This window comes from Phyllobacterium zundukense, assembly GCF_002764115.1.
GTDB lineage: Bacteria > Pseudomonadota > Alphaproteobacteria > Rhizobiales > Rhizobiaceae > Phyllobacterium > Phyllobacterium zundukense.
Window position 1 is genome coordinate 60,543 of record NZ_CP017940.1, and the last position, 19,504, is coordinate 80,046.

Annotated in this window: 21 protein-coding genes; 9 read left to right on the forward strand and 12 right to left on the reverse strand. The window is 55.4% G+C overall.

Annotated elements, in window-relative coordinates; all coding sequences use genetic code 11:
* The first annotated feature begins 5 nt into the window (after positions 1–5).
* Both atpD and BLM14_RS00275 read left to right on the forward strand, forming a co-directional pair.
* Positions 6–1,619 (forward strand): F0F1 ATP synthase subunit beta, encoded by a 1,614-nt coding sequence (atpD, locus tag BLM14_RS00270; RefSeq protein ID WP_099997575.1) that lies wholly within the window; start codon positions 6–8, stop codon positions 1,617–1,619.
* Positions 1,620–1,691: 72 nt separating this feature from the next.
* Complete coding sequence (locus BLM14_RS00275) at positions 1,692–2,099, forward strand: F0F1 ATP synthase subunit epsilon (RefSeq protein ID WP_099997576.1); 408 nt, start codon at positions 1,692–1,694, stop codon at positions 2,097–2,099.
* 58 nt (positions 2,100–2,157) lie between these two features.
* Here BLM14_RS00275 and BLM14_RS00280 read toward each other — a convergent pair whose 3' ends face one another.
* The 4 genes from BLM14_RS00280 to BLM14_RS00295 form a co-directional block, all read right to left on the reverse strand.
* Positions 2,158–2,682 carry an RNA pyrophosphohydrolase gene (locus BLM14_RS00280; RefSeq protein ID WP_099997577.1) on the reverse strand — a complete coding sequence of 175 codons (525 nt, stop codon included), beginning with the start codon at positions 2,680–2,682 and terminating at the stop codon, positions 2,158–2,160.
* 32 nt (positions 2,683–2,714) lie between these two features.
* Positions 2,715–3,860 (reverse strand): divergent polysaccharide deacetylase family protein, encoded by a 1,146-nt coding sequence (locus BLM14_RS00285; protein WP_204251975.1) that lies wholly within the window; start codon positions 3,858–3,860, stop codon positions 2,715–2,717.
* A gap of 102 nt (positions 3,861–3,962) precedes the next feature.
* On the reverse strand, positions 3,963–5,288 hold the full coding sequence (locus tag BLM14_RS00290; protein ID WP_099997578.1) for a S41 family peptidase: 1,326 nt from the start codon (positions 5,286–5,288) through the stop codon (positions 3,963–3,965).
* The gene (locus BLM14_RS00295) at positions 5,278–6,540 is read right to left on the reverse strand and encodes a murein hydrolase activator EnvC family protein (protein ID WP_418314248.1); all 1,263 of its coding nucleotides are present in this window, start codon (positions 6,538–6,540) and stop codon (positions 5,278–5,280) included. The genes BLM14_RS00290 and BLM14_RS00295 overlap by 11 nt, the downstream gene beginning before the upstream one ends.
* 354 nt (positions 6,541–6,894) lie before the next feature.
* Between BLM14_RS00295 and BLM14_RS00300 the strand changes: the two genes are divergently transcribed.
* Positions 6,895–7,614 (forward strand): glycosyltransferase family 2 protein, encoded by a 720-nt coding sequence (locus BLM14_RS00300; protein ID WP_237143422.1) that lies wholly within the window; start codon positions 6,895–6,897, stop codon positions 7,612–7,614.
* Here the strand turns inward: BLM14_RS00300 and BLM14_RS00305 are convergent.
* From BLM14_RS00305 to BLM14_RS00315, 3 genes are all read right to left on the reverse strand, one after another.
* On the reverse strand, positions 7,556–9,043 hold the full coding sequence (locus BLM14_RS00305) for an ArnT family glycosyltransferase (protein ID WP_157929464.1): 1,488 nt from the start codon (positions 9,041–9,043) through the stop codon (positions 7,556–7,558). The two genes, BLM14_RS00300 and BLM14_RS00305, sit on opposite strands and share 59 nt — an antisense overlap.
* A gap of 144 nt (positions 9,044–9,187) precedes the next feature.
* The gene (locus BLM14_RS00310; protein WP_027231091.1) at positions 9,188–9,352 is read right to left on the reverse strand and encodes a DUF1328 domain-containing protein; all 165 of its coding nucleotides are present in this window, start codon (positions 9,350–9,352) and stop codon (positions 9,188–9,190) included.
* Positions 9,353–9,434: 82 nt separating this feature from the next.
* Positions 9,435–10,229 (reverse strand): response regulator, encoded by a 795-nt coding sequence (locus tag BLM14_RS00315; RefSeq protein ID WP_099997582.1) that lies wholly within the window; start codon positions 10,227–10,229, stop codon positions 9,435–9,437.
* A 187-nt stretch (positions 10,230–10,416) separates the two neighbouring features.
* On the opposite strand from BLM14_RS00315, the gene BLM14_RS00320 reads away from it, so the two are divergent.
* Together BLM14_RS00320 and BLM14_RS00325 are read left to right on the forward strand one after the other, a co-directional pair.
* Positions 10,417–10,620 carry a NepR family anti-sigma factor gene (locus BLM14_RS00320; RefSeq protein WP_100000949.1) on the forward strand — a complete coding sequence of 68 codons (204 nt, stop codon included), beginning with the start codon at positions 10,417–10,419 and terminating at the stop codon, positions 10,618–10,620.
* Positions 10,621–10,632: 12 nt separating this feature from the next.
* On the forward strand, positions 10,633–11,184 hold the full coding sequence (locus tag BLM14_RS00325) for an RNA polymerase sigma factor (protein WP_099997583.1): 552 nt from the start codon (positions 10,633–10,635) through the stop codon (positions 11,182–11,184).
* Here the strand turns inward: BLM14_RS00325 and BLM14_RS00330 are convergent.
* Positions 11,162–11,563: a response regulator gene (locus BLM14_RS00330; RefSeq protein ID WP_099997584.1), complete on the reverse strand. Its 402-nt coding sequence runs from the start codon at positions 11,561–11,563 to the stop codon at positions 11,162–11,164. The two genes, BLM14_RS00325 and BLM14_RS00330, sit on opposite strands and share 23 nt — an antisense overlap.
* A 160-nt stretch (positions 11,564–11,723) precedes the next feature.
* Here BLM14_RS00330 and BLM14_RS00335 point away from each other — a divergent pair, with 160 nt between their 5' ends.
* Complete coding sequence (locus BLM14_RS00335) at positions 11,724–12,473, forward strand: Crp/Fnr family transcriptional regulator (protein WP_099997585.1); 750 nt, start codon at positions 11,724–11,726, stop codon at positions 12,471–12,473.
* 171 nt (positions 12,474–12,644) lie between these two features.
* Positions 12,645–13,994, forward strand: a complete 1,350-nt coding sequence (locus tag BLM14_RS00340) for a sensor histidine kinase (protein ID WP_162293125.1) — start codon at positions 12,645–12,647, stop codon at positions 13,992–13,994.
* 9 nt (positions 13,995–14,003) lie between these two features.
* Here BLM14_RS00340 and BLM14_RS00345 read toward each other — a convergent pair whose 3' ends face one another.
* Positions 14,004–14,225, reverse strand: coding sequence for a hypothetical protein (locus BLM14_RS00345; protein WP_099997587.1), 222 nt, complete (start codon positions 14,223–14,225; stop codon positions 14,004–14,006).
* 281 nt (positions 14,226–14,506) lie between these two features.
* Here BLM14_RS00345 and BLM14_RS00350 point away from each other — a divergent pair, with 281 nt between their 5' ends.
* On the forward strand, positions 14,507–15,871 hold the full coding sequence (locus BLM14_RS00350; RefSeq protein WP_162293126.1) for an HWE histidine kinase domain-containing protein: 1,365 nt from the start codon (positions 14,507–14,509) through the stop codon (positions 15,869–15,871).
* Here BLM14_RS00350 and BLM14_RS00355 read toward each other — a convergent pair.
* The 3 genes from BLM14_RS00355 to BLM14_RS00365 form a co-directional block, all read right to left on the reverse strand.
* Positions 15,868–16,335 (reverse strand): hypothetical protein, encoded by a 468-nt coding sequence (locus tag BLM14_RS00355; protein WP_099997589.1) that lies wholly within the window; start codon positions 16,333–16,335, stop codon positions 15,868–15,870. The two genes, BLM14_RS00350 and BLM14_RS00355, sit on opposite strands and share 4 nt — an antisense overlap.
* Before the next feature lies 1 nt (position 16,336).
* Positions 16,337–16,675, reverse strand: coding sequence for an ElaB/YgaM/YqjD family protein (locus BLM14_RS00360; RefSeq protein WP_099997590.1), 339 nt, complete (start codon positions 16,673–16,675; stop codon positions 16,337–16,339).
* A 257-nt stretch (positions 16,676–16,932) separates the two neighbouring features.
* Positions 16,933–17,091 (reverse strand): DUF3309 family protein, encoded by a 159-nt coding sequence (locus BLM14_RS00365; protein WP_099997591.1) that lies wholly within the window; start codon positions 17,089–17,091, stop codon positions 16,933–16,935.
* Between the two features lie 190 nt (positions 17,092–17,281).
* Here BLM14_RS00365 and BLM14_RS00370 point away from each other — a divergent pair, with 190 nt between their 5' ends.
* Complete coding sequence (locus tag BLM14_RS00370) at positions 17,282–19,246, forward strand: AI-2E family transporter (RefSeq protein WP_099997592.1); 1,965 nt, start codon at positions 17,282–17,284, stop codon at positions 19,244–19,246.
* Positions 19,247–19,504: the final 258 nt, after the last annotated feature.

Genomic DNA, 19,504 nt, shown 5'->3' on the forward strand with positions numbered 1-19,504 from the left:
GATCGATGGCAAAAGCAGCGACCCCGAAAACACCCGCAGCCGCCAAGGCCGCTGCACCGAAGGCAGCCGCCGCCAAAACGGCAGCCGTAAAGGCCGAAGCCGCTGCCAAGCCAGCAGCCAAAGCTGCGGCACCAAAGGCAGCCGCCAAGGCCGCTCCGGCAGCAAAGGCTACTACGCCAAAGACTGCGCTCAAGGCAACCGGCGTTGCTGGTCGCGTCAGCCAGGTCATCGGCGCGGTTGTCGACGTTTCGTTCGATGGCGGTGTGCTTCCGCAGATTCTGAACGCGCTGGAAACCGACAATCTCGGCAACCGCCTCGTTCTTGAAGTTGCGCAGCATCTCGGTGAAAACACCGTCCGCACGATCGCCATGGACTCGACCGAAGGTCTGGTTCGGGGCCAGGTGGTTTATGACACGGGTTCGCCCATCATGGTTCCGGTCGGTGAGGAAACCCTCGGCCGCATCATGAACGTTATCGGTGAGCCGGTTGACGAAGCTGGTCCGATCAACACCAAGCTGACCCGCGGTATCCACCAGCCAGCTCCGGAATATGTCGAACAGTCAACGGAAGCCCAGATCCTCGTTACCGGCATCAAGGTCGTCGATCTGCTCGCACCTTATGCACGCGGTGGCAAGATCGGCCTCTTCGGCGGTGCCGGCGTCGGCAAGACGGTTCTCATCATGGAACTGATCAACAACGTCGCCAAGGCGCACGGTGGTTACTCGGTATTTGCTGGTGTTGGTGAGCGTACGCGCGAAGGCAACGATCTTTACCACGAAATGATCGAATCCGGCGTGAACAAGGCAGGGGGCGGCGAAGGCTCCAAGGCTGCTCTCGTTTACGGCCAGATGAACGAGCCGCCAGGGGCCCGTGCCCGTGTTGCGCTGTCGGGTCTGACTGTTGCCGAGCATTTCCGCGATCAGGGCCAGGACGTTCTGTTCTTCGTGGACAACATCTTCCGCTTCACGCAGGCCGGTTCCGAAGTGTCCGCTCTGCTTGGACGTATCCCGTCCGCCGTGGGTTATCAGCCAACGCTGGCAACCGACATGGGTCAGATGCAGGAACGCATCACCACGACGCACAAGGGTTCGATCACCTCGGTTCAGGCCATTTACGTGCCCGCCGACGATTTGACCGACCCGGCACCTGCGACCTCCTTCGCGCATCTTGATGCGACGACGGTTCTCAACCGCGCGATCTCTGAAAAGGGTATTTATCCGGCTGTTGATCCGCTCGACTCGACATCGCGCATGCTCGATCCGCTGATCGTTGGCGACGAGCATTACCAGACAGCCCGTCAGGTTCAGTCGATCCTGCAGCGCTACAAGTCGCTTCAGGACATCATCGCCATCCTCGGCATGGACGAGCTTTCGGAAGAAGACAAGATCGCGGTCGCTCGCGCCCGCAAGATCGAACGCTTCCTGTCGCAGCCGTTCTTCGTTGCTGAAATCTTCACCGGTTCACCGGGCAAGCTGGTTGATCTTGCGGACACCATCAAGGGCTTCAAGGGTCTTTGCAACGGTGACTATGATCACCTGCCGGAAGCAGCGTTCTACATGGTCGGTTCGATCGACGAAGCGATTGAAAAGGCACAGCGTCTGGCAGCAGAGGCTGCCTGATCTTAAGACGACAAGCGGGCTACGGCCCGCCATGTCCACCTTGGTCAAGACCTTTAGGATTGAGTGAATATCATGGCAGAAGCCTTCCAGTTCGAACTCGTGTCACCAGAGCGCCTACTCCTCTCGGAACAGGTCATTGAAGTCGTGGTTCCGGGTACGGAAGGTTACATGACGGTCATGGCGCACCATGCACCGCTGATGGCAACCGTGAAGCCGGGTGTTGTCACCGTGAAGACGCCTGACGGCAAGCCGGACAGCTACGTCGTATTCGGTGGTTTCGTCGATGTGACGCCGGATGGCTGCACGCTCCTCGCGGAATCGGCGGTACACGTCACCGATATAAAGGCTGATGAATTGCAGCGCCGCATACAGGACGCCAAGGAAGACTTTGAAGACGCGACAACTCGCGAAGACCGGGCCAAGGCAGAAGATCTTCTCGGCCAACTGACGACACTTGAGGAAGCCATCAAGGCTGCTTGAGATCAGAATCGATTTTATTATTAAAGCGGGCTTTGGGCCCGCTTTTTTATTGCCGGATTCAGCCCGATAAATGCTGGAAAGCAGCGACGACTTCTTCGTAGACCCTGCGCTTGAAGGGCACGATAAGATCAGGAAGTTGCGACATGGGCTTCCAGGCCCACCGGTCGAACTCGGCTGTATGTCCACCGGGCGGCGGGTTTATCGCGATCTCGCTTTCGTCGCCCTCGAAGCGATAGGCAAACCACTTTTGGGTTTGGCCGCGATACTTACCCTTCAATGCCAAGCCGACAAGGTGGGGTGGCAGGTCGTAATTTATCCAGTTTGGCGCTTCCGCGAGAAGAGTGACGGTCTTCATACCGGTCTCCTCATAGAGTTCGCGCAGCGCTGCAGGTTCAGGATCCTCACCTTTGTCGATACCGCCTTGCGGCATCTGCCAGAGCTGCGTCGCTCCATCCATTTCGTCATTCTGAATGACGATGCGATGACCGGCCCAGACAAGACCCTCCTGGTTAAGCACCATGATGCCAACACAGGGCCGATAGGGCAGGGTTTGCGGATCGGCAGGCTTGGTGTTTTTGCTCATGTAGATGCTCCAAATCGCTGGCTGCGCCGGTGCTAACCTCTTTCGGGGTCACGTACAAGGGCGGACACGGGCACAATCTCGATGCCTCTGGCCTTGGCTTCATTAACCCAGGAAGTGACTGCTTCCACTGTGACCTCGAAAGCGGAGCCCGTTGCTATTGCCGTACCCTTGGCGCGGGCTATGCGCTCCAGCTCGTCAAGTTTCTTCAGGATTGCGCCGCGATTCTGTGTGGAATCGATCAGCACATCGGCGGCGGCAAATGGCGTGCCCTGCTGCGCAGCAATAGCATCGGCCTGGCTGCGCGCGGAGGTACCATCGTCGAGATAAAGCAGGCCGCGTTTGGAAAGATCCTGGATAACAGGCGTCATTGCGTTGGCGTCAGCGGTAAAACGGGCTCCCATATAATTCATCACGCCGGTGTAATTCGTGATGCGACCCATGGCCCTGTGCAGATTTTCCAGCGTCGCTGCCGGCGGCGCATCGACGGTCAGCGTGTTGCGGCCTGGATTGACGCGTGGATAGTCGTACGGCTCCAGCGGAATCTGCATGAGGATTTCATGGCCGTCCTGGCGAGCCGCCTGCATCCAGCGGCCGAGGCTGTTGCCTTCCGGCGAGAAAGCCAGGGTTATCTCCGCCGGAAGCGCCCGAATTGCCTGTTGTGAGCCAGTCTGTGACAGGCCGAGTCCGCCTATGACGATGGCAACGCGGGCACCGCGTGCGCCGGACCAGGGACGGGCATAGACGTCGAGGGGGCGACGTCCGTCAGGCGCGACGACCGGTAGCGGCCCTTGCGGGCTCTGCTCGAGCATATCCTGCTCTGGCAGATGCGCGGTGCGGGGATCCTGCGCGCGTTTCGTCGGGTCGCCGACAACGATGATCTTGGGGCCGCCTTGGGGAGCAGCGATGTTTCCGGGCGAGCTGCTGGTATCACCTGCCGGTCCGGATGCGGCTTCGGCTTTAGGTGCCGCTGGGGGAACGTCGGCGACCTGCGGCTTCGGCGCCTCGGGAACGGGGCGGCGAAAACCCTGGTGACTGGTGAAGGCGATAAGCGAAGCCAGACCGACAATGCCGAGAACAGCCGCGGAAGGCAGAAGCCAGCGGATTGCCGTCTTTTTGTCAGTTTTCTTGCTGGGCCTTTGGCTGTTTTGCCCCAGCGGCCGGTTAATATCGGAATTCACGCGTTCTGGCCGATGCGGGGAGAGATGAAGGATGGGTATTCAAAAGGCCGATAAGCCAAGGGGACCAGACTAAAATGTGAAAGTCTGATCCCCTTGTGCATGTCAGTTAGGTACACCCTTTTTGGGGTCCGGCGGAAAGGCTGCATTCGCCTGCTCGCCGCGCAGAAGCTTCAAAGCCTGAATGAGCTGAAGATCATCCTTCAGATCCGGTGGCACGTAAGCGATGGAGCCAGAACCTTCCGCATCTTCCTGAGCGCCCTTGATATGGCCCTTCAGATCCGATTCACCGCGGGTAATATCCTGTCCCTTGAGCTCATCTGGCAATGGTTGCTCGACTGCGATATCCGGTACGATGCCCTTGCCCTGGATGGACTTGCCGGCAGGCGTGTAATACAGCGCTGTCGTCAGACGCAGCGCGCCGTTTTCACCCAGCGGAATGATCGTCTGCACCGAACCCTTGCCGAATGAGCGGGTACCAAGGACTGTGCCACGGCGATGATCCTGCAGCGCACCTGCCACGATTTCCGAAGCACTCGCCGAGCCGCCATTGATCAGAACGATCAATGGCTTGCCATTGGTCAGATCTCCTGCGCGAGCATCGAAGCGGGTAATGTCCTGCGGATCGCGACCGCGCGTCGACACAACCTCGCCCTTGTCGAGGAAAGCATCGGAAACGGCAACTGCCTGATCGAGCAGACCACCCGGATTGAGGCGCAGGTCGAGGACGAAGCCCTTCAGCTTGTCATCGGGGATCTTGCTCTCAATATCCTTGATTGCCTTCTGCAGGTCGTCGAATGTCTGTTCGGTGAACGAAATAACGCGGACATAGCCGACGTCATTTTCAACCCGGTACTTGACGGCTTTGACCTTGACCACATCACGGACGATGGTCAGCTTGATTGGCTTGTCGGCACCCTGACGAATGAGCGTCAGTTCGATCGGCGTGTTGACCTCACCGCGCATCTTGTCGACGGCGTCTGTCAGGGTCAGGCCGCGCACTTCGGTGCCGTCGATCTGTGAAATGTAGTCGCCGGCGAGTACACCGGCCTTGGATGCGGGAGTATCTTCGATTGGAGCGATGACTTTCACCAGCTCGTTTTCCATGGTGACTTCGATGCCGAGGCCACCAAACTCGCCCTTGGTCTGGACGCGCATGTCCTGAGCCTGTTCGGCGTTCATGTACGACGAATGGGGATCAAGCGAGGTCAGCATGCCGTTGATGGCGCTTTCGACCAGCTTCTTGTCATCCGGCGGCGTGACATACTGGGCGCGAACGCGCTCGAAAATATCACCAAAAATTGATAGCTGTTTATAGGTGTCGGTGCCCGCAGCTTCTGCAGCGGTTGTGGGCAGAGCACCCTGCACAACGACCATTGCCGTCGCACCCAGCAGTGCTCCAGCCATAAGAAGCGATAACCTACGTATCATTTGCGGTCCTTCCAGCAAGCCGTGCCGCCCACCAGGGAGCGGGATTAACAGGTTTTGTATCCTTTCGGAACTCAATGTAAAGCATTGGAGCTCCATTTCCCATCGGAACAGGTGCGGTACTGGCAATAAGTTGCTCGTTCATCACACCGACCGGCTCTCCCGCCAATACAAACTGATTCTGGGAGACATTGATCTTTTTCATCCCTGCCAAAACAACATGATATCCGTTCCCGGCATCAAGGATCAAGAGCTGTCCATAGGACCGGAATGCGCCAGCATAAAGGACAACTGCATCTGTCGGTGACGTAATTGTCGCACCGGCAGGCGTTTCCAGTGTATCACCCTGCACGGCGCCGCCCAATCCGTCGTCATCGCCGAAATGCTTCACCAGTTTGCCCACAGCTGGCATGGAAAGATGGCCCTTCAGCGACGCGAAATTAACCTGCGCCGAAAGCCGGTCCTGGTTGGAGGCAAAATCGTCAGCACGTTGCTGACTCGCTGCCAGTTTCTGCTGTTCCTGGGCACTGGCGGCATCGGCGGCTCGTTTGACTTCCTGCATGTCCTGTTCCATGGACGCAATGAGATCGCGGAGCGAAGTGGCTCGTTTGGCCAGATCTTCGGCGCGTTGCTGTTCTGCCTGCCGCGTTCCTTCCGATGTTGTCTGCAGTTTCTGTTTTTCGGTCAGGAGAAGATCAAGGCGTTTCTTCTCCTCTGCCTGGCTCGACAGTGCTGCAGTCAGGCGGCCCCGTTCTTCGGAGATCGAGGTTCTAATCCGGGTCAATTCCTCAAGGTCGGCTATCAGGACCTCCGTCTGCTGGCGCATTTCAGGGACCACGGCGCCGAGCAGAACCGCGCTTCTGACCGAGGCGAGGGCGTCATCAGGACGAACGAGAAGAGCAGGCGGCGGGTTCAAGCCCATGCGCTGCAACGCAGCCAGCACCTCGGCGAGTGCGCCCCGCCGCTCTTTCAGCGAATTCTTGATCCCGTCTTCCTGCTCGCGGAGGCCAGTCAGTTTTTCACTGAAGCTGGCAATGTCCTCGCTCAGCTTCTTCTCCGTCTTGGCAGACTGGATGAGCGCTGCAGTAATTGACGTTTGATCCTTTTTCAGGGCGGCAATTTCGTTGTCGAGCGTGGCTACACGTTCTGACGACAGGGATATCTGGCCCGTTAGATCTTCAAGCTCCTTGAGCGTTTGCGCCCGCTTCGCGTCCAGGGATTCCGGGGCAAGTTGCTGGTTCGGCGGCTGCACCATTTCTTGTGCCCGGGCCGGGGATGCACAGACAAGGGCAAGCGTCAGGACAACGACACATGAGAGGGCGTGTTTACCTGAATCCAAAATTGCCTTGTGTGCCTCAAATTTCATTGCCGGACCGGAGCATAGGAATGGTTTGATCCCGACTTTAAGAAAAGTTCGATTAATGAAGCATTAACCATAAACCAGCCGGGTCGAAAGCCATTCATTTTTGTATCGATCGGCATGGCGGAATTGCGGCGCGACCGTACTCTTGCGTAAAATTGCTGTCCACCTATCTTCTTGCACTATAGTGAATACAGACCGGCCAAGCGCAATTCGCAAGTGATTCACCGGCTCACAATGGTTCTGAATATGCCCGATCTGACAATCGTAATTCCTGTCCACAACGAATCTGGAAATATCGGCTCCCTCGTCAAGGAAATCAATTCAGCCCTGGTTTCCGGGCCGACCTATGAAATCATTGTCGTCGACGATGGTTCCACAGATGAATCTGCCGAGGAGGCGATGAATGGCGGCAACCATGTTCGCGTGCTCCGCCATGAAAAACGTACCGGCAAGTCGCGGGCGCTTGTCAGCGGCTTTCAAGCGGCAAACGGGCAGTGGATCGCAACGCTGGACGGTGACGGGCAGAACGACCCGGTGGATATTGTTCGTTTGTGGCCACGGGTCCAGAGCTCAAAGCCGGCGCTTTTCGCGGGTATAAGAAAGCGACGCAATGATGGTGCAGTGAAATTGCTGACATCGAAATTTGCCAATTTCGTCCGCAGGCGATTGCTGAAAGATGATTGCAGGGATGCCGGGTGTGGTTTCAAAATACTGCCTGCCAGTGTAGCGCAGAGCCTCCCCTATTTTGACAATATGCACCGCTTTCTTCCGGCCTTGTCGCGCCGGGCCGGTCTTCCGGTGATCGAAGTCGATGTAGAAGATCGACCGCGCCTTGCAGGTGTGTCGAAGTACGGTTTCTTTGATCGTGCTGTCGTCGCATTCCTGGATACGGTTGGCGTGTTCTGGCTTATCCGCCGCTACTCTGATCCGGTAAGGGTAGTTGAGATGAATAACGCTGGAAGCTGAAGGTTCTGAGCTTGCCGCTTTGGTTTCTTGTTGGCGCGGTAACCCGCGTCACCGGTCCGATCGGCTCTGCATCCTCGGGCAGGTGCGACAGGGCATTGTCGCCAGGTGCATCGCCTCCCTGCCAGACGAGAACAATATCCTGTGCGCCGCCCCGCTCAGGCGGCCAATGGAGCAGGGCAGCTACATTCGCTGCATCGTCCTGGCGATTGGAGACAATCCTTGCGGGAGAGGGGTTCTGGGCGCGAATGGCCAAGCTGACCGCATCAAACGGAAAATTGAACCGTTCAGTGCCAAAGAGCGCAATGCCTGCTACGGCAACCGGAGCAACCAGATAGAGCGCGCCAGATATAGCCAACAGGTTTCGTGCGCCGAGAATCTGCGGCAGGTACAGTGCAATCAGGATAGCTGTGGGTGCGAGGATCGGCGCCATGTAGCGCTCGGCGACGGAATGGTAGTCGGCCGCAAAAACAAGCACGGCGAAGGCGGCGAGACCTATGAGTACCGTGCGCAAAAGAACCTTGCGAACATCGGCGTCGCCATCTGGTGCAGGACGCGGATGGTCTCTTACCTGGCCAATAAGAAAGACGATGACTGCCGGTCCCGACCAGAGGAAAGTCGAAATCAGAAGACTGAGAAGCCCGTCAATTCCGAGGTGCGGCAGATCAAGGGATTCGAGGTAACCAATTGCGTTGCTGAGCTTGGCCATCCTGCCGGCCGTAGCTGCCAATGGAGCGTTAAGGGACGCAATGACCACGGGGGTGAAGGCGGCCACAAAGATCGCGATCGAAATCCAGATGGGCCGGCGAAACAGCTGCCGGCGGATGCTTTTTGTCATCCACGCCGCAATCAAAAAACTGGTCAGGAAAATGAAAAAATTATACTTGGCCAAAGCGCCAACAGCAGTCCAGATACCGAACCAGACATAGGCACCAATGCCCTTGCCGGACCGCATCAAGGCAAGGGAATGGATGATACCAACCGATGCGACAATAACCAGAATCGTATGGGCCGTGGTTTGGATCGACATCCAGACAATTTGAGGCAGAAGCGCCGAAGCAGCCAACGCCAGAATGCCGGCGCGGCCACCTCCAAGTCGGCGTGCCGAGTCGAAACAAAGCCAATGATAAAGTCCAAGTAAGGAAAGCCTTACCAAAGCTACAGCGAGAACCCAGTTCCATCCGGTAAGTTCCAGCGCCAGACGGACCAGCCAGTTGTAGAGGGGCGGATGGGAGTTGCCATAATTCCAGGCAAATCCCACTTCGCCGACAAATTGCGCTTCGTCAATTTCCATAAAGGGTGAAAGGCTAAGACGCAGGGCGATGAGGATTGCGACATAGGCAATGATGGCCCGAGGTGCCCGCCGGGCGAGGGAGGTCCAATTGATCGCTGGGCCGTCGAGCAAGGCACTGCTGAAATTTCGCCAGAACACTTTGGGCCTCGCGCTTCGTGTCATGGTCACCTACTACGAAAATATAATTTGCCGCAATCCCAAGTTCGGTTTCTCCGAGCTTGAAGTGCAGGAAACAAAAACCGCCAGCGCAGGGCTGGCGGTTTTTATTCCGATAGCAGGCATTTATGCCCGGCGAATGATGCTAGCGATAAGCGAGATCAGCAACAGTGCCAGGAACACATAGAATATAATTTGCGCGATACCTGCCGACGCACCGGCGATACCACCAAATCCCAAAGCGCCTGCAACAAGTGCTATGATCAGAAAAATTACAGCGTAGTAAAGCATTTATCATCTCCCTGTTCTGTCAGATTCGAAACGGATGGAGCGCCGTTTTGTTCCCTCACCCGACGGAAGTGATGCTTGTTGCTTACACCTTTGCCTTGCTGTTTTCCTTGAAGAACAAGGCCTGTGTGATCAAAGCCTTGACCATATCCGGATTGAAGGGTTTCGTGACGAGGAATGTGGGTTCTGGTCTTTCGCCTGTCAGCAAGCGTTCGGGAAAGGCTGTGATGAAGATGACAGGTATTGAGTCCTGGCTAAGTATGTTGTTCACCGCATCGATGCCGGAACTTCCATCTGCCAATTGGATATCGGCAAGGATCATGCTTGGGCGGGTGGCGGAATAGATTTTCAACGCTTCGTTGCGGGTTCGGGCAATGCCGACCACGCGGTGCCCGAGACTTTCGACCATGTGCTCGATATCCATGGCGATCAGTGGTTCGTCTTCGATGATCAGAATATCGGTGGCAATCTGCTTCGAAATGCCGACGGATGCCTCGTCGAGAAGTTCATAAAGTTCGCTCTCCGTGACATCGAGGATTTCCATCGTCTCTGCCTGGCTGAAGCCTTCGAGGCTGATCAGCAAAAAGGCCTGACGGGCCTTGGGCGCGATGGCCGTCAGGTTGGCAGCTGCGTGTTTTTCCCAGCCGAACTCCGATTTTAGTTCGAGGGGGCGAACATTGACGGAGTTGAAGTGCTGAATCAGCAATCTATAAATGCTCACCCTATCCGATGCTGTCTTGGGGAAGAGGGAAACATCCGTAATAAGGATTTCCAGTGTTGCCGCTACATAGGCATCGCCCGAAGACTGGGAGCCAGTGATGGCGCGGGCGAAACGGCGAAGATAGGGCAGATGTGGGGCTATCCTGGTGGACAATGACATTATGGCGAGTTCCCTGTTATCGATGGGGGTATCAAGATGACGAAAGAGTTCACAACCAGAACACATTCGCAAAAAAAAAGTTCCCCGTAACGGAACTTTTCCTTTGGTCAGGTATTGTCGTCATTAATGTGCCCCGGCCGTAAATTCATGAACAACGCAGCGACGAACCACCAGCAAAGATTAGATGATGAACGCCAAAAAGAACTCCCTTGCCGCTCCCGAAAGGGGGCGTGTCCGTCGCCGCGACATCAAGAATGCGGAGACAGAAATTGGTTTGAAGCTACGCGCGCTTTTTGCATCGGTACAGGAGGAGGAAATTCCGGCTCGTTTTCTGGATCTTCTGGAGAAGCTTGATGAGGCTGAACGCAATCATGCACAATCATCCAAATAAACAGGCCGCCGAATGGTACATGAATCGAGCGATTTCAAGAAAAGCCTGATTGCGTCTCTGCCCAAGTTGCGGGCGTTTGCGGTTTCGCTTGTCGGTAATCCGGACCGGGCGGACGACCTCGTCCAAGACACGATCATGAAGGCCTGGGCCAAGCAGGATTCATTTGAACCCGGTACAAATATCAAGGCCTGGCTGTTCACCATCCTTCGCAATGAATTTTACAGCCAGATGCGCAAGCGCGGGCGCGAAGTTCAGGATTCGGATGGTATCTTTACCGAACAGCTTTCCGTTCACCCAGCGCAATATGGGGCGCTTGACCTTCAGGATTTCCGCAAAGCCCTTGAAAAGCTTCCCGATGACCAGCGTGAAGCGATAATTCTTGTTGGAGCTTCGGGCTTTTCCTATGAAGAGGCGGCTGAAATTTGCGAATGCGCAGTTGGAACGATTAAGAGCCGCGTGAGCCGTGCCAGGACGCGCTTGCAGGAACTGCTCGAGGTACAGGGCGAAGTCGACTATGGCCCTGATTCAATAGCGACACAGGTTACATCAAACAAGTTTGCCTGACCCTAGTTGGCTCGCTGGAGCCCAGGATGGAAGTCACTGCCTTCATTATCTCGTTTTTTCCGTAAGGTTTCACAACGACCGGTGTGCCGGTAAATCCGTCAACGCCATCCCTTTGCTGGTCATAAGCAGTGGCAAACACGATAGGGACGCCGCGCTGCTGCAAAATCGAGGCTAGCGGCAAGGAGGAAACGCGGCGTGCCTGAACCTCAAGGATTGCAATGTCGCACTCAGCTTTGCTGTCGATCCAGATGGTGAGCTCATCTATGGCCGAGACCAGATGAATGGATTTCGCCCCGCACTCCTCGGCGATGCGTTCCAGTTCCAGCCCGATCAGGTATTCATCTTCCAGGGCCAGTAACCGCAGGCCGGTCAATTCCATAGGTGATACTCCCAAGGCCGCGTTCACGACCAAAGAAACACCTATGCGCGCACCCGTGTCATTGTGTCATTTAACTAAGACATATCAATCGCAAAGAAATCTGAAGCAAATTGCAAGTGACATGATAGCGTGTCGCACAATGATCAACTGAGCAGCTAGGATGAAAACGACAGCAGCGGCACGGCAGTTTCCCTGCGAAAAATGTCCATTGCAGGATTTTTCGCACTTCCAGCGGCACGAGAAAGACGAAGTGTCTTTCCTTTCCAGCTTCAAGATGGGGGAACTTGTTGCGGATACCGGTACCACTGTTCTCGTGGAAGGCGCCAACAGCGCGCACCTGTTTACAGTGCTCTCTGGCTGGGGCTTTCGTTACAAGACACTGGATGACGGCCGTCGGCAAATTCTCAACTATGTCTTGCCCGGGGACCTCATCGGGTTGCAAGGGTCTGTGATGAAAAAAATGCAGCATTCTATCGAGGCGTTGTCGCCGATGATCCTTTGCATGTTCCAGCGCGACAACCTGGCAAATCTGTTTCGCAATTTCCCCGCCCTTGGCTATGACATTACCTGGCTTGCCTCCCGCGAGGAGCAGATGCTTGACGAAATTCTGTTGAGCGTGGGCAGACGCACTGCGCTGGAACGGGCAGCTTATCTCTTTGCCTTTATTTTTCAACGCGCCCAATCAGTGGGAATGGTCAAAAGCGGCAAGTTGACGGTACCGGTAACGCAACAGCATGTGGCGGATACGCTTGGCCTGTCGATCGTTCACACCAACAAGACGTTGAAAAAACTCGCAAGCCGAGGCGCGCTCCGCTGGCTTGACCGGGGGTGCGAAGTTCTTGATGAACAAATACTGATGGATATATCGGGATGGCAAGGTCTGCCGGCTACGCCTCGACCGTATATTTGAATGGTTAGCGACCCGAAACAAAGGATGTTCAATAAACGATCCGTTGCTTCGGGCAGTCGCGAACCTCTGAATGGGTATGGGCCGTTCATGGATTGGAAGGAATATTTTTTGCTTTGGTGGCGCAAACTTGTTCTGAATTTTTCCCAAAGGCCGTTGAGGGGATTGGCGATTATGCTATCGCTCGGCCTGATCATTGGTGCGGCTGGCTCGACCATTATTCTCGCCCGCAGTTTTAACAATCAGATCCATGATGTCGTCGCCACCTACAAGGTACGCGAACAGGCCTATAGTTTGCTGGCTTTCGTGAATGAGGCTCACAGCAACCAGCGCGGATTCCTCCTGACCAAGAATGCGGAATTTCTCGATCTTTACCGGAATTCGGCGGCACGGCTGGACGAGAATCTCAATACCCTTGCGGAAATGACCAGGGACAACCTGCGCCAGCAGGCCATGGTAACCAAAATCCGGGACATGGTGAAGGAAAAGCAAGCAACGGTTGAGACGGCGGTTTCGTTTGCCCTTACAGGCAAGGACGCCGAGGCTCTGGCTTCTCTTGGACCGAGTTTCGGCATTGGCCAGCTTGATGAGATCACCAAGACTATCGACGGTTTCCTTGGTGAAGAAGATCGAAGGCTAATCGAGCGAAATATTGCAATGGACGGGATGAGAAGCTGGCTCACAATCGCATCGCTTTCATCGCTTGGCGGCGCGCTCATCCTGGCTTTCATTCTTGCAAGCCGCACGAGCCGCTATGTCCGCAGGCTGACGGAAGGTCAGTCAGCCCTGCTTTCCGAAAAATCCCTTCTTGAAAACATGGTGCAGAGCCGGACGGCGGAATTGGAAAAGGCCATGCTTGTCGCAAAGCGGGAAAGAGCGCGTGTGGAAGCATTGCTGCAGGACTCGGATCACCGCATCGGAAATTCGCTTGCGACGGTATCGTCACTGCTCGGTATCCAGATGCGCGACGTGTCCTCCGAGGAAATCCGCGGTGCACTTGGAGCGGCTCGCGACCGAATCCAAACAATATCGTCCGCTCATAGGCGCTTGCGGCTTGGAGCGGATCACGAAACAGTGCGAGCGGATGAGTATTTGCCTGATGTTATCGCAGACATCAAAGAAGCTAACGTCCATGATCGCGATATCAGTATTCAAGCCGACCTTGCGCCAATCAACCTCAGCTCTCGCGACGCAACGACACTTGGAATTATCATCGGAGAATTGACGATGAATGCCATAAAACATGCATTTCCGGGCAGGAGATCAGGAGAAATAAGAATCAATCTCTGGCACGGCGATGATGGCATATTGCGATTGAAGATTGCAGATACCGGTGTTGGCATTCCGAAAAGGCCGCACAGGCAGTCACCCGGTCTGGGGTCGCTCATTGTCAATCAGCTTTGTCAACAGTTCGGCGGATCGGCCACCTATTCTGCCAATCCCGGTGGCGGCACGATAGTGACCCTCGATTTCCCGTCGCTCACTGAGGTAGAGCCCCCAGACGATGCAGAAGTCGATGAATAATCAGTTCAGTCAGAGCGTCGCTGCGCCTGTCTCAGGTGTCGCGGCGTTCAATTGATCAAGAGCCAATTCGATATCGCGCAAATTCCTAGTCACGCCATCGTTCGGATCCATGCCGCCTTCCGTGGCCGCGCGTTGCAGGCCCCGAGCTTCGCTCAAGAGTTCTTCCAGTTTGGCAATCTTTTGAATTCTGCTCAGACTTTCGTCGGAAAGAATGTCGTTGGGTTCCTGCATGTCGGTCTCCTTTGGTCGCTGAACAGAAACGAAGCTGCCGATTAATTGTTCCCCACAAGGAACAAAGCCGAAATGGTTGCGTTGATGGGGAAAGCGTTTCGATTTTGAGTATAGGGCGCCTCATTGAGGGACGTCGCGTAGATATGAGAGCAAGGGACATTTCAGAAAACACGTTCGAATATTTATCAGGAGCGTCTCGTCGCGATGTTCTTTCGACGTTGAGAACGCTTGAGGTCCAGCAAGACAGTGACCTGAGCAGTTTGACGGAACTGGCACTCTCCATGTCTGGTACAGGTGGCGCGCAAATCTCGCTGGTCCATGATAGGCAGAGCCGGGTATTATCTCGCACTGGTGGCCTTGGTGCCGCGAACATCTGGATAATCGAGGCGAGTTCACTCATTGCTCCTGAGCCGAATTGTCTGGTCGTCCTCAATGCCGCTGAAGATGTTCGTTTTGCTGAAATCGATGCGGTTACCCATTCACCAAAGATACGATTTGTCGCCGTCGCGCCGATTTGTGTTTCGGGTGAATGCATAGGCGCGTTGAGTGTGATGTCGGATGAGCCGAGACTTGAATTCGGCCTGATGCAGCAGAAGCAGCTTGTGCAATCGGCCAAACTTGCAGGATCTCTCATCGAGCTTAAACGAGATTCCCGCCTGGGTGCTGATGCGATTGCAACACTGCATCTGGACGAAGATCGCAGCGCGATGGCGCTTGAAGTGGGCAATGTCGGCAGTTGGGTTTGGGATTTGCGCACAGGAATATTCACAGGTAACAGGATGGCCTATTCCATGTTGGGTTTGCGCGACGACGAACCCATGACTGGCGAAGACGTATTTCGCGCAATGCACGCAGACGACTTCCCCAGGATGAAATCTGCCTTCATCCGGGCGCTTGTACATAATCAAGATTATGTCGGTGAGTTTCGCGCAGCTTCATCAGGTCGATGGCTTCTTGGCCGCGGACGCATTTTCGAGCGGGATGCGGCGGGGAAGCCGGTTGTCGCGGTTGGTGTGAATATCGATATAACCGACACCAAGAATGCAGCCGAGAAAACGCGGCTTCTGCTGCGAGAGTTGAATCACCGGGTAAAGAATACACTGGCGATGTTGCAATCGCTGGCAAGACAGACGCTAAATCGCACATCGGATCCCGCGGAGTTCATGGAGGCGTTCTCAGGACGCTTACGCGCGATTTCCGAAGCCCATACATTGCTTTCCGATCGTGAGTGGAGCGGTATTGGCTTGGTCGATCTGATCGCCAAGCAAGTGGAGCCCTATGCCATTTATGATCCCGCACAGATCGAACTTTCCGGCGAGGATATGGTGCTGCCACCCGACCATGCCCTTGGTCTGGGCATTGCGTTGCATGAACTTGCCACCAACGCTGCCAAGCATGGTGCTCTTTCGATTGCTAGCGGGCGTGTACGGGTTTCCTGGCAATTGGAGACAGGGTTGAACGAATCCCGCGTTGTTATCCATTGGATCGAATCCAACGGTCCACCAGTGGTTCCGCCGCAGATACGGGGGCTGGGGGAGAGACTGATCGAGCGCAGCCTGGACAAGGTTTTGTCGAGCAGCGTCAGGTTAAGTTATCCCGAAACCGGTATGGAGGCTTTGATCTCCATGCCGATCGCGACCATTTAAATCCCGTCGCCCGCTGACGAGGTATCCCTTGGCCGTGGCCTCTTCTTCTTGGTCAGCAGGGAAAGACCGCCAAATGCAATCGCCGGAACCGCAAGCATGAGCAGCGCCCTTGAACGCAGGACGGTTGGTGCAGCCGCAAGTGCGGCGATTGTCAGAAGGGTAGATGTGTCGATCGCGCTGCGATTACGCTGATGCTTGCGCGTAGCGGCTTCGGAAATCTTCATGATGATATAGGCAAAAATTGCCAAACCGAAAGCGCATCCGGCAAGGGTCAGGGAAGCGCGCATTTCCCCATACCGCTCGGCAAGAATGATATAGGCGGCGACTAGCAGGAAAAACACGCCGATCGCCGCAAGGATCGCTACGGCAGCCATGAAGATCGCCCGTCGCTTGGCTCTGGTTACAGCTAGACCGACCTCGCCGGCCGCCAGGCTGGTCAAAAACGGTGTCAACAGTTTCAACATGTCAGCGGCGGGCAATCAGTGCCAGAAGGAAGCCTACACCGGCGGCGACAGCAATCGTTGTCAAAGGGTTTTCGCGAACAGTCTCGGCAAGCTGATCTTCGAGCTCGCGTGCTTGCGAACGAATATCATCCAGTGTCTCCTCGCCGCGGAGCTTCGCGGTTTCATAGGAGTTGGCTGCACTGCGTGTCGCGTCCTTCGCAGAATTTCTACCGATCTTAGCGAGTGTTGCAGCAATATTCGCAATGTCTTCCTTCAACGCAGCAACCTGCGCTTGCAAATCGGGATTGGTGTCAGTCGCATCATCGACTGCCTTGCGAATTTTTGAAGTGGCAGTAGCCATGGGAGAACTCCTTGAGAAAACAGCTGTATAGGGTCCGGAAACGCCAGTTGCAGTGATTTGTTCCATGCCACGAGAGCCACTGCATGGTTGCAGCGGCTCGCGCGTTTACAACTTCTACGACAGATAGCCCAAAAGCCATAGAATGAGGATGATCGGAAGCGGCAAGCCAATGAGCCAAAGCAAAGCACCACGCATCATGTCAGAAAACTCCTTCACAAATCCCCCTGAGCATCAGGGGGAGGTTTAAAACGGTCCCGCTAAATGCGGCCCATCAAGAGCAGTACCAAAAGCACGACAAGAACGATGCCAAGCAGGCCGGACGGACCATACCCCCAATTTCTGGCGTGCGGCCAAGTCGGTAAGACGCCAACCAACGCCAAAATAAGAATGATAATCAGAATTGTCGTAATGGGCATTTTTTCCTCCCATTGGGAAACTGTACAGTGCCGAAACACGCCAATTGAGTTTTGGTTCCAACCGGCTACTGGTTCCCATTGGGCCGCCATGAAGATTCGCGAAGCAGATGCAACCAAACTGAGCCGACTTCGTTCCTGTCCCGGTTTCAACGGAGACGGGTATCCATGAATTTCATGCCGGGGGACTTTCATGCCTTCTGAGAATGTCGGAGGGAAGTCGCCGCGCGCCGTCGAGCGGGTCACGCAAAGGTCGATTTACACAACTAGCTCCGGGGACGCGAGCAGCCGGACGCAGTTTCCGCCAGTCGTTGTGGCAATTGCCATTGTCGCGGCGCTTTATTTTGCCCGCGATATCTTCGTGCCGCTGGCACTGGCGCTGCTTCTGACGTTTGCATTGTCACCGTTGGTCACTCGTCTGTACCGTTCCGGCGTCCCAAAGGCTGTTGCGGTTATAAGCGTGGTCGTGACAGCATTTTTGGTGATTTTCATTTTCGTCAGCATCGTGGTGAGCCAGCTTACCGTATTGGCGCAGAACTTGCCCAGTTATCAGTACAATATCGAGACAAAGATTCGCACGATCAAGGATGCGCAATCGGGCAACAGCATCTTCGACCGAGGCGCGCGCATGTTCAAGCGGTTCAGTGAGGAAATAGGTCGCTCCGATGAGGTCGAGCGATTCACCCTAGGCGATGACGTCAAGAATCCCGACCCACAGCGGCAACCCCCACAGAATGTTGAAACGCAGCAGGAGAAGCCGCCTTTGCGCGGACAGGACCCAAACAAGCCTGTTCCTGTGGAGATCCGCTATCCGCCACCTGATCCGCTGAGCCTCCTACAGACATTTGCGGGGCCACTGATCCAGCCGATGGCGACAATCGGCATCGTTATCGTTGTCGTCATCTTCATGTTGATGCGCCGGGAAGATTTGCGTGATCGCTTCATCAAGCTGGTCGGGGCGAGCGACATCCACCGGACGACGACGGCGCTGCACGACGCGGGAAAACGCGTTGGTCAATATCTGCTGATGCAATTGATCATCAATATCAGCTTCGGCGTCCCGATCGGCATCGGACTGTGGTTCATCGGCATACCCAATCCGATGTTGTGGGGAATGCTGGCGATCGTGCTGCGTTTCGTGCCCTATATCGGGCCAATAATCGCAGCTTCTTTTCCCTTGATTCTGTCGCTTGCAGTCGACCCTGGCTGGATGCTTCTGGTCTGGACAGCCACGCTGTTCGTCGTACTTGAGCTGATCAGCAGCAATGTCATGGAACCGCTGCTCTATGGCTCGAAGACTGGCCTTTCACCCGTTGCCATTTTGATGGCGGCGATTGTCTGGACATGGATCTGGGGGCCAATCGGGCTCATTCTTTCCACGCCCCTTACGGTCTGCCTCGTGGTTCTCGGACGGCATGTACCAACGTTCGAATTCCTCGATGTATTGCTCGGAAATGAACCGGTGCTGCTGCCGCCACAACAGCTTTATCAACGGCTTTTGTCTGGTGATCCGGATGAGGCGACGGAGAAGGCCGAAGAATATCTGCAATCGTCAGCAATCGCGGACTATTATGCGGCGGTCGCCATTCCGGCGCTATTCCTAGCCGAGTATGACAGGGGAAGAGGTGTCCTCGATGCGGCGCGGCGGGCGCGTGTGGCACAAAGCATGATCCTGCTGGTCGAGAACCTTTCCGATCACCAGGACGTAGTAGACGAGGCAGAGGACGCTGAGGAAGTTGACCAGAACGACGCACCAGCGAATAAAAAGCCGAAATCAGACAAGCAGAAGACGATCATCTCCGCCGGCGGGCGCGGCGATCTCGACGATGCGGCCGCGGTGATCGTCGGCGATATTCTCGAGCGCGAAGACTTCGATGTCCACGATATTACTCACGATGAGCTCGAGGCCGCCAATATCGGCAAGCTCGATCTTGCTGGCGTCAGTGCCATCTATGTGAGCTATCTCAATACGTCCTCGGTCGCTCATGCACGCTATCTTGTCCGCCGGTTAAGACGGCGCAACGCGCGCATCAAGATCATCATCGGTTTCTGGGCGGAATGCGCAGACAAGGTCGATGGTGAGAAGATCGTAGGAGCGACACGCAACTGCCATGTTGAATCGTCGATTCAGGCGGCGATTGAGCGGGTTTGCGAATGACAAAAGCTTGATTTCGCATTTTATACCAGTGCCTCTCTTTCACCGGAACCAAGACATGCCTGTTACGTTTTCCTGAAGCTGATCGAAGCGTTGATCAGTAGCATGAGGCCCGGTACCTGTTCCCCCGTGGGTGCCGGGCCGTCTCTGCTACTATGATTTCCTCCATTTTTTTCAATAATTTGCAAATAATTCACTTAAGCGGAACCAAGAGAAAGTTTGTGCCGTTTAGCTCTGGTAAGTGAACGTTTCAGGGAGGCT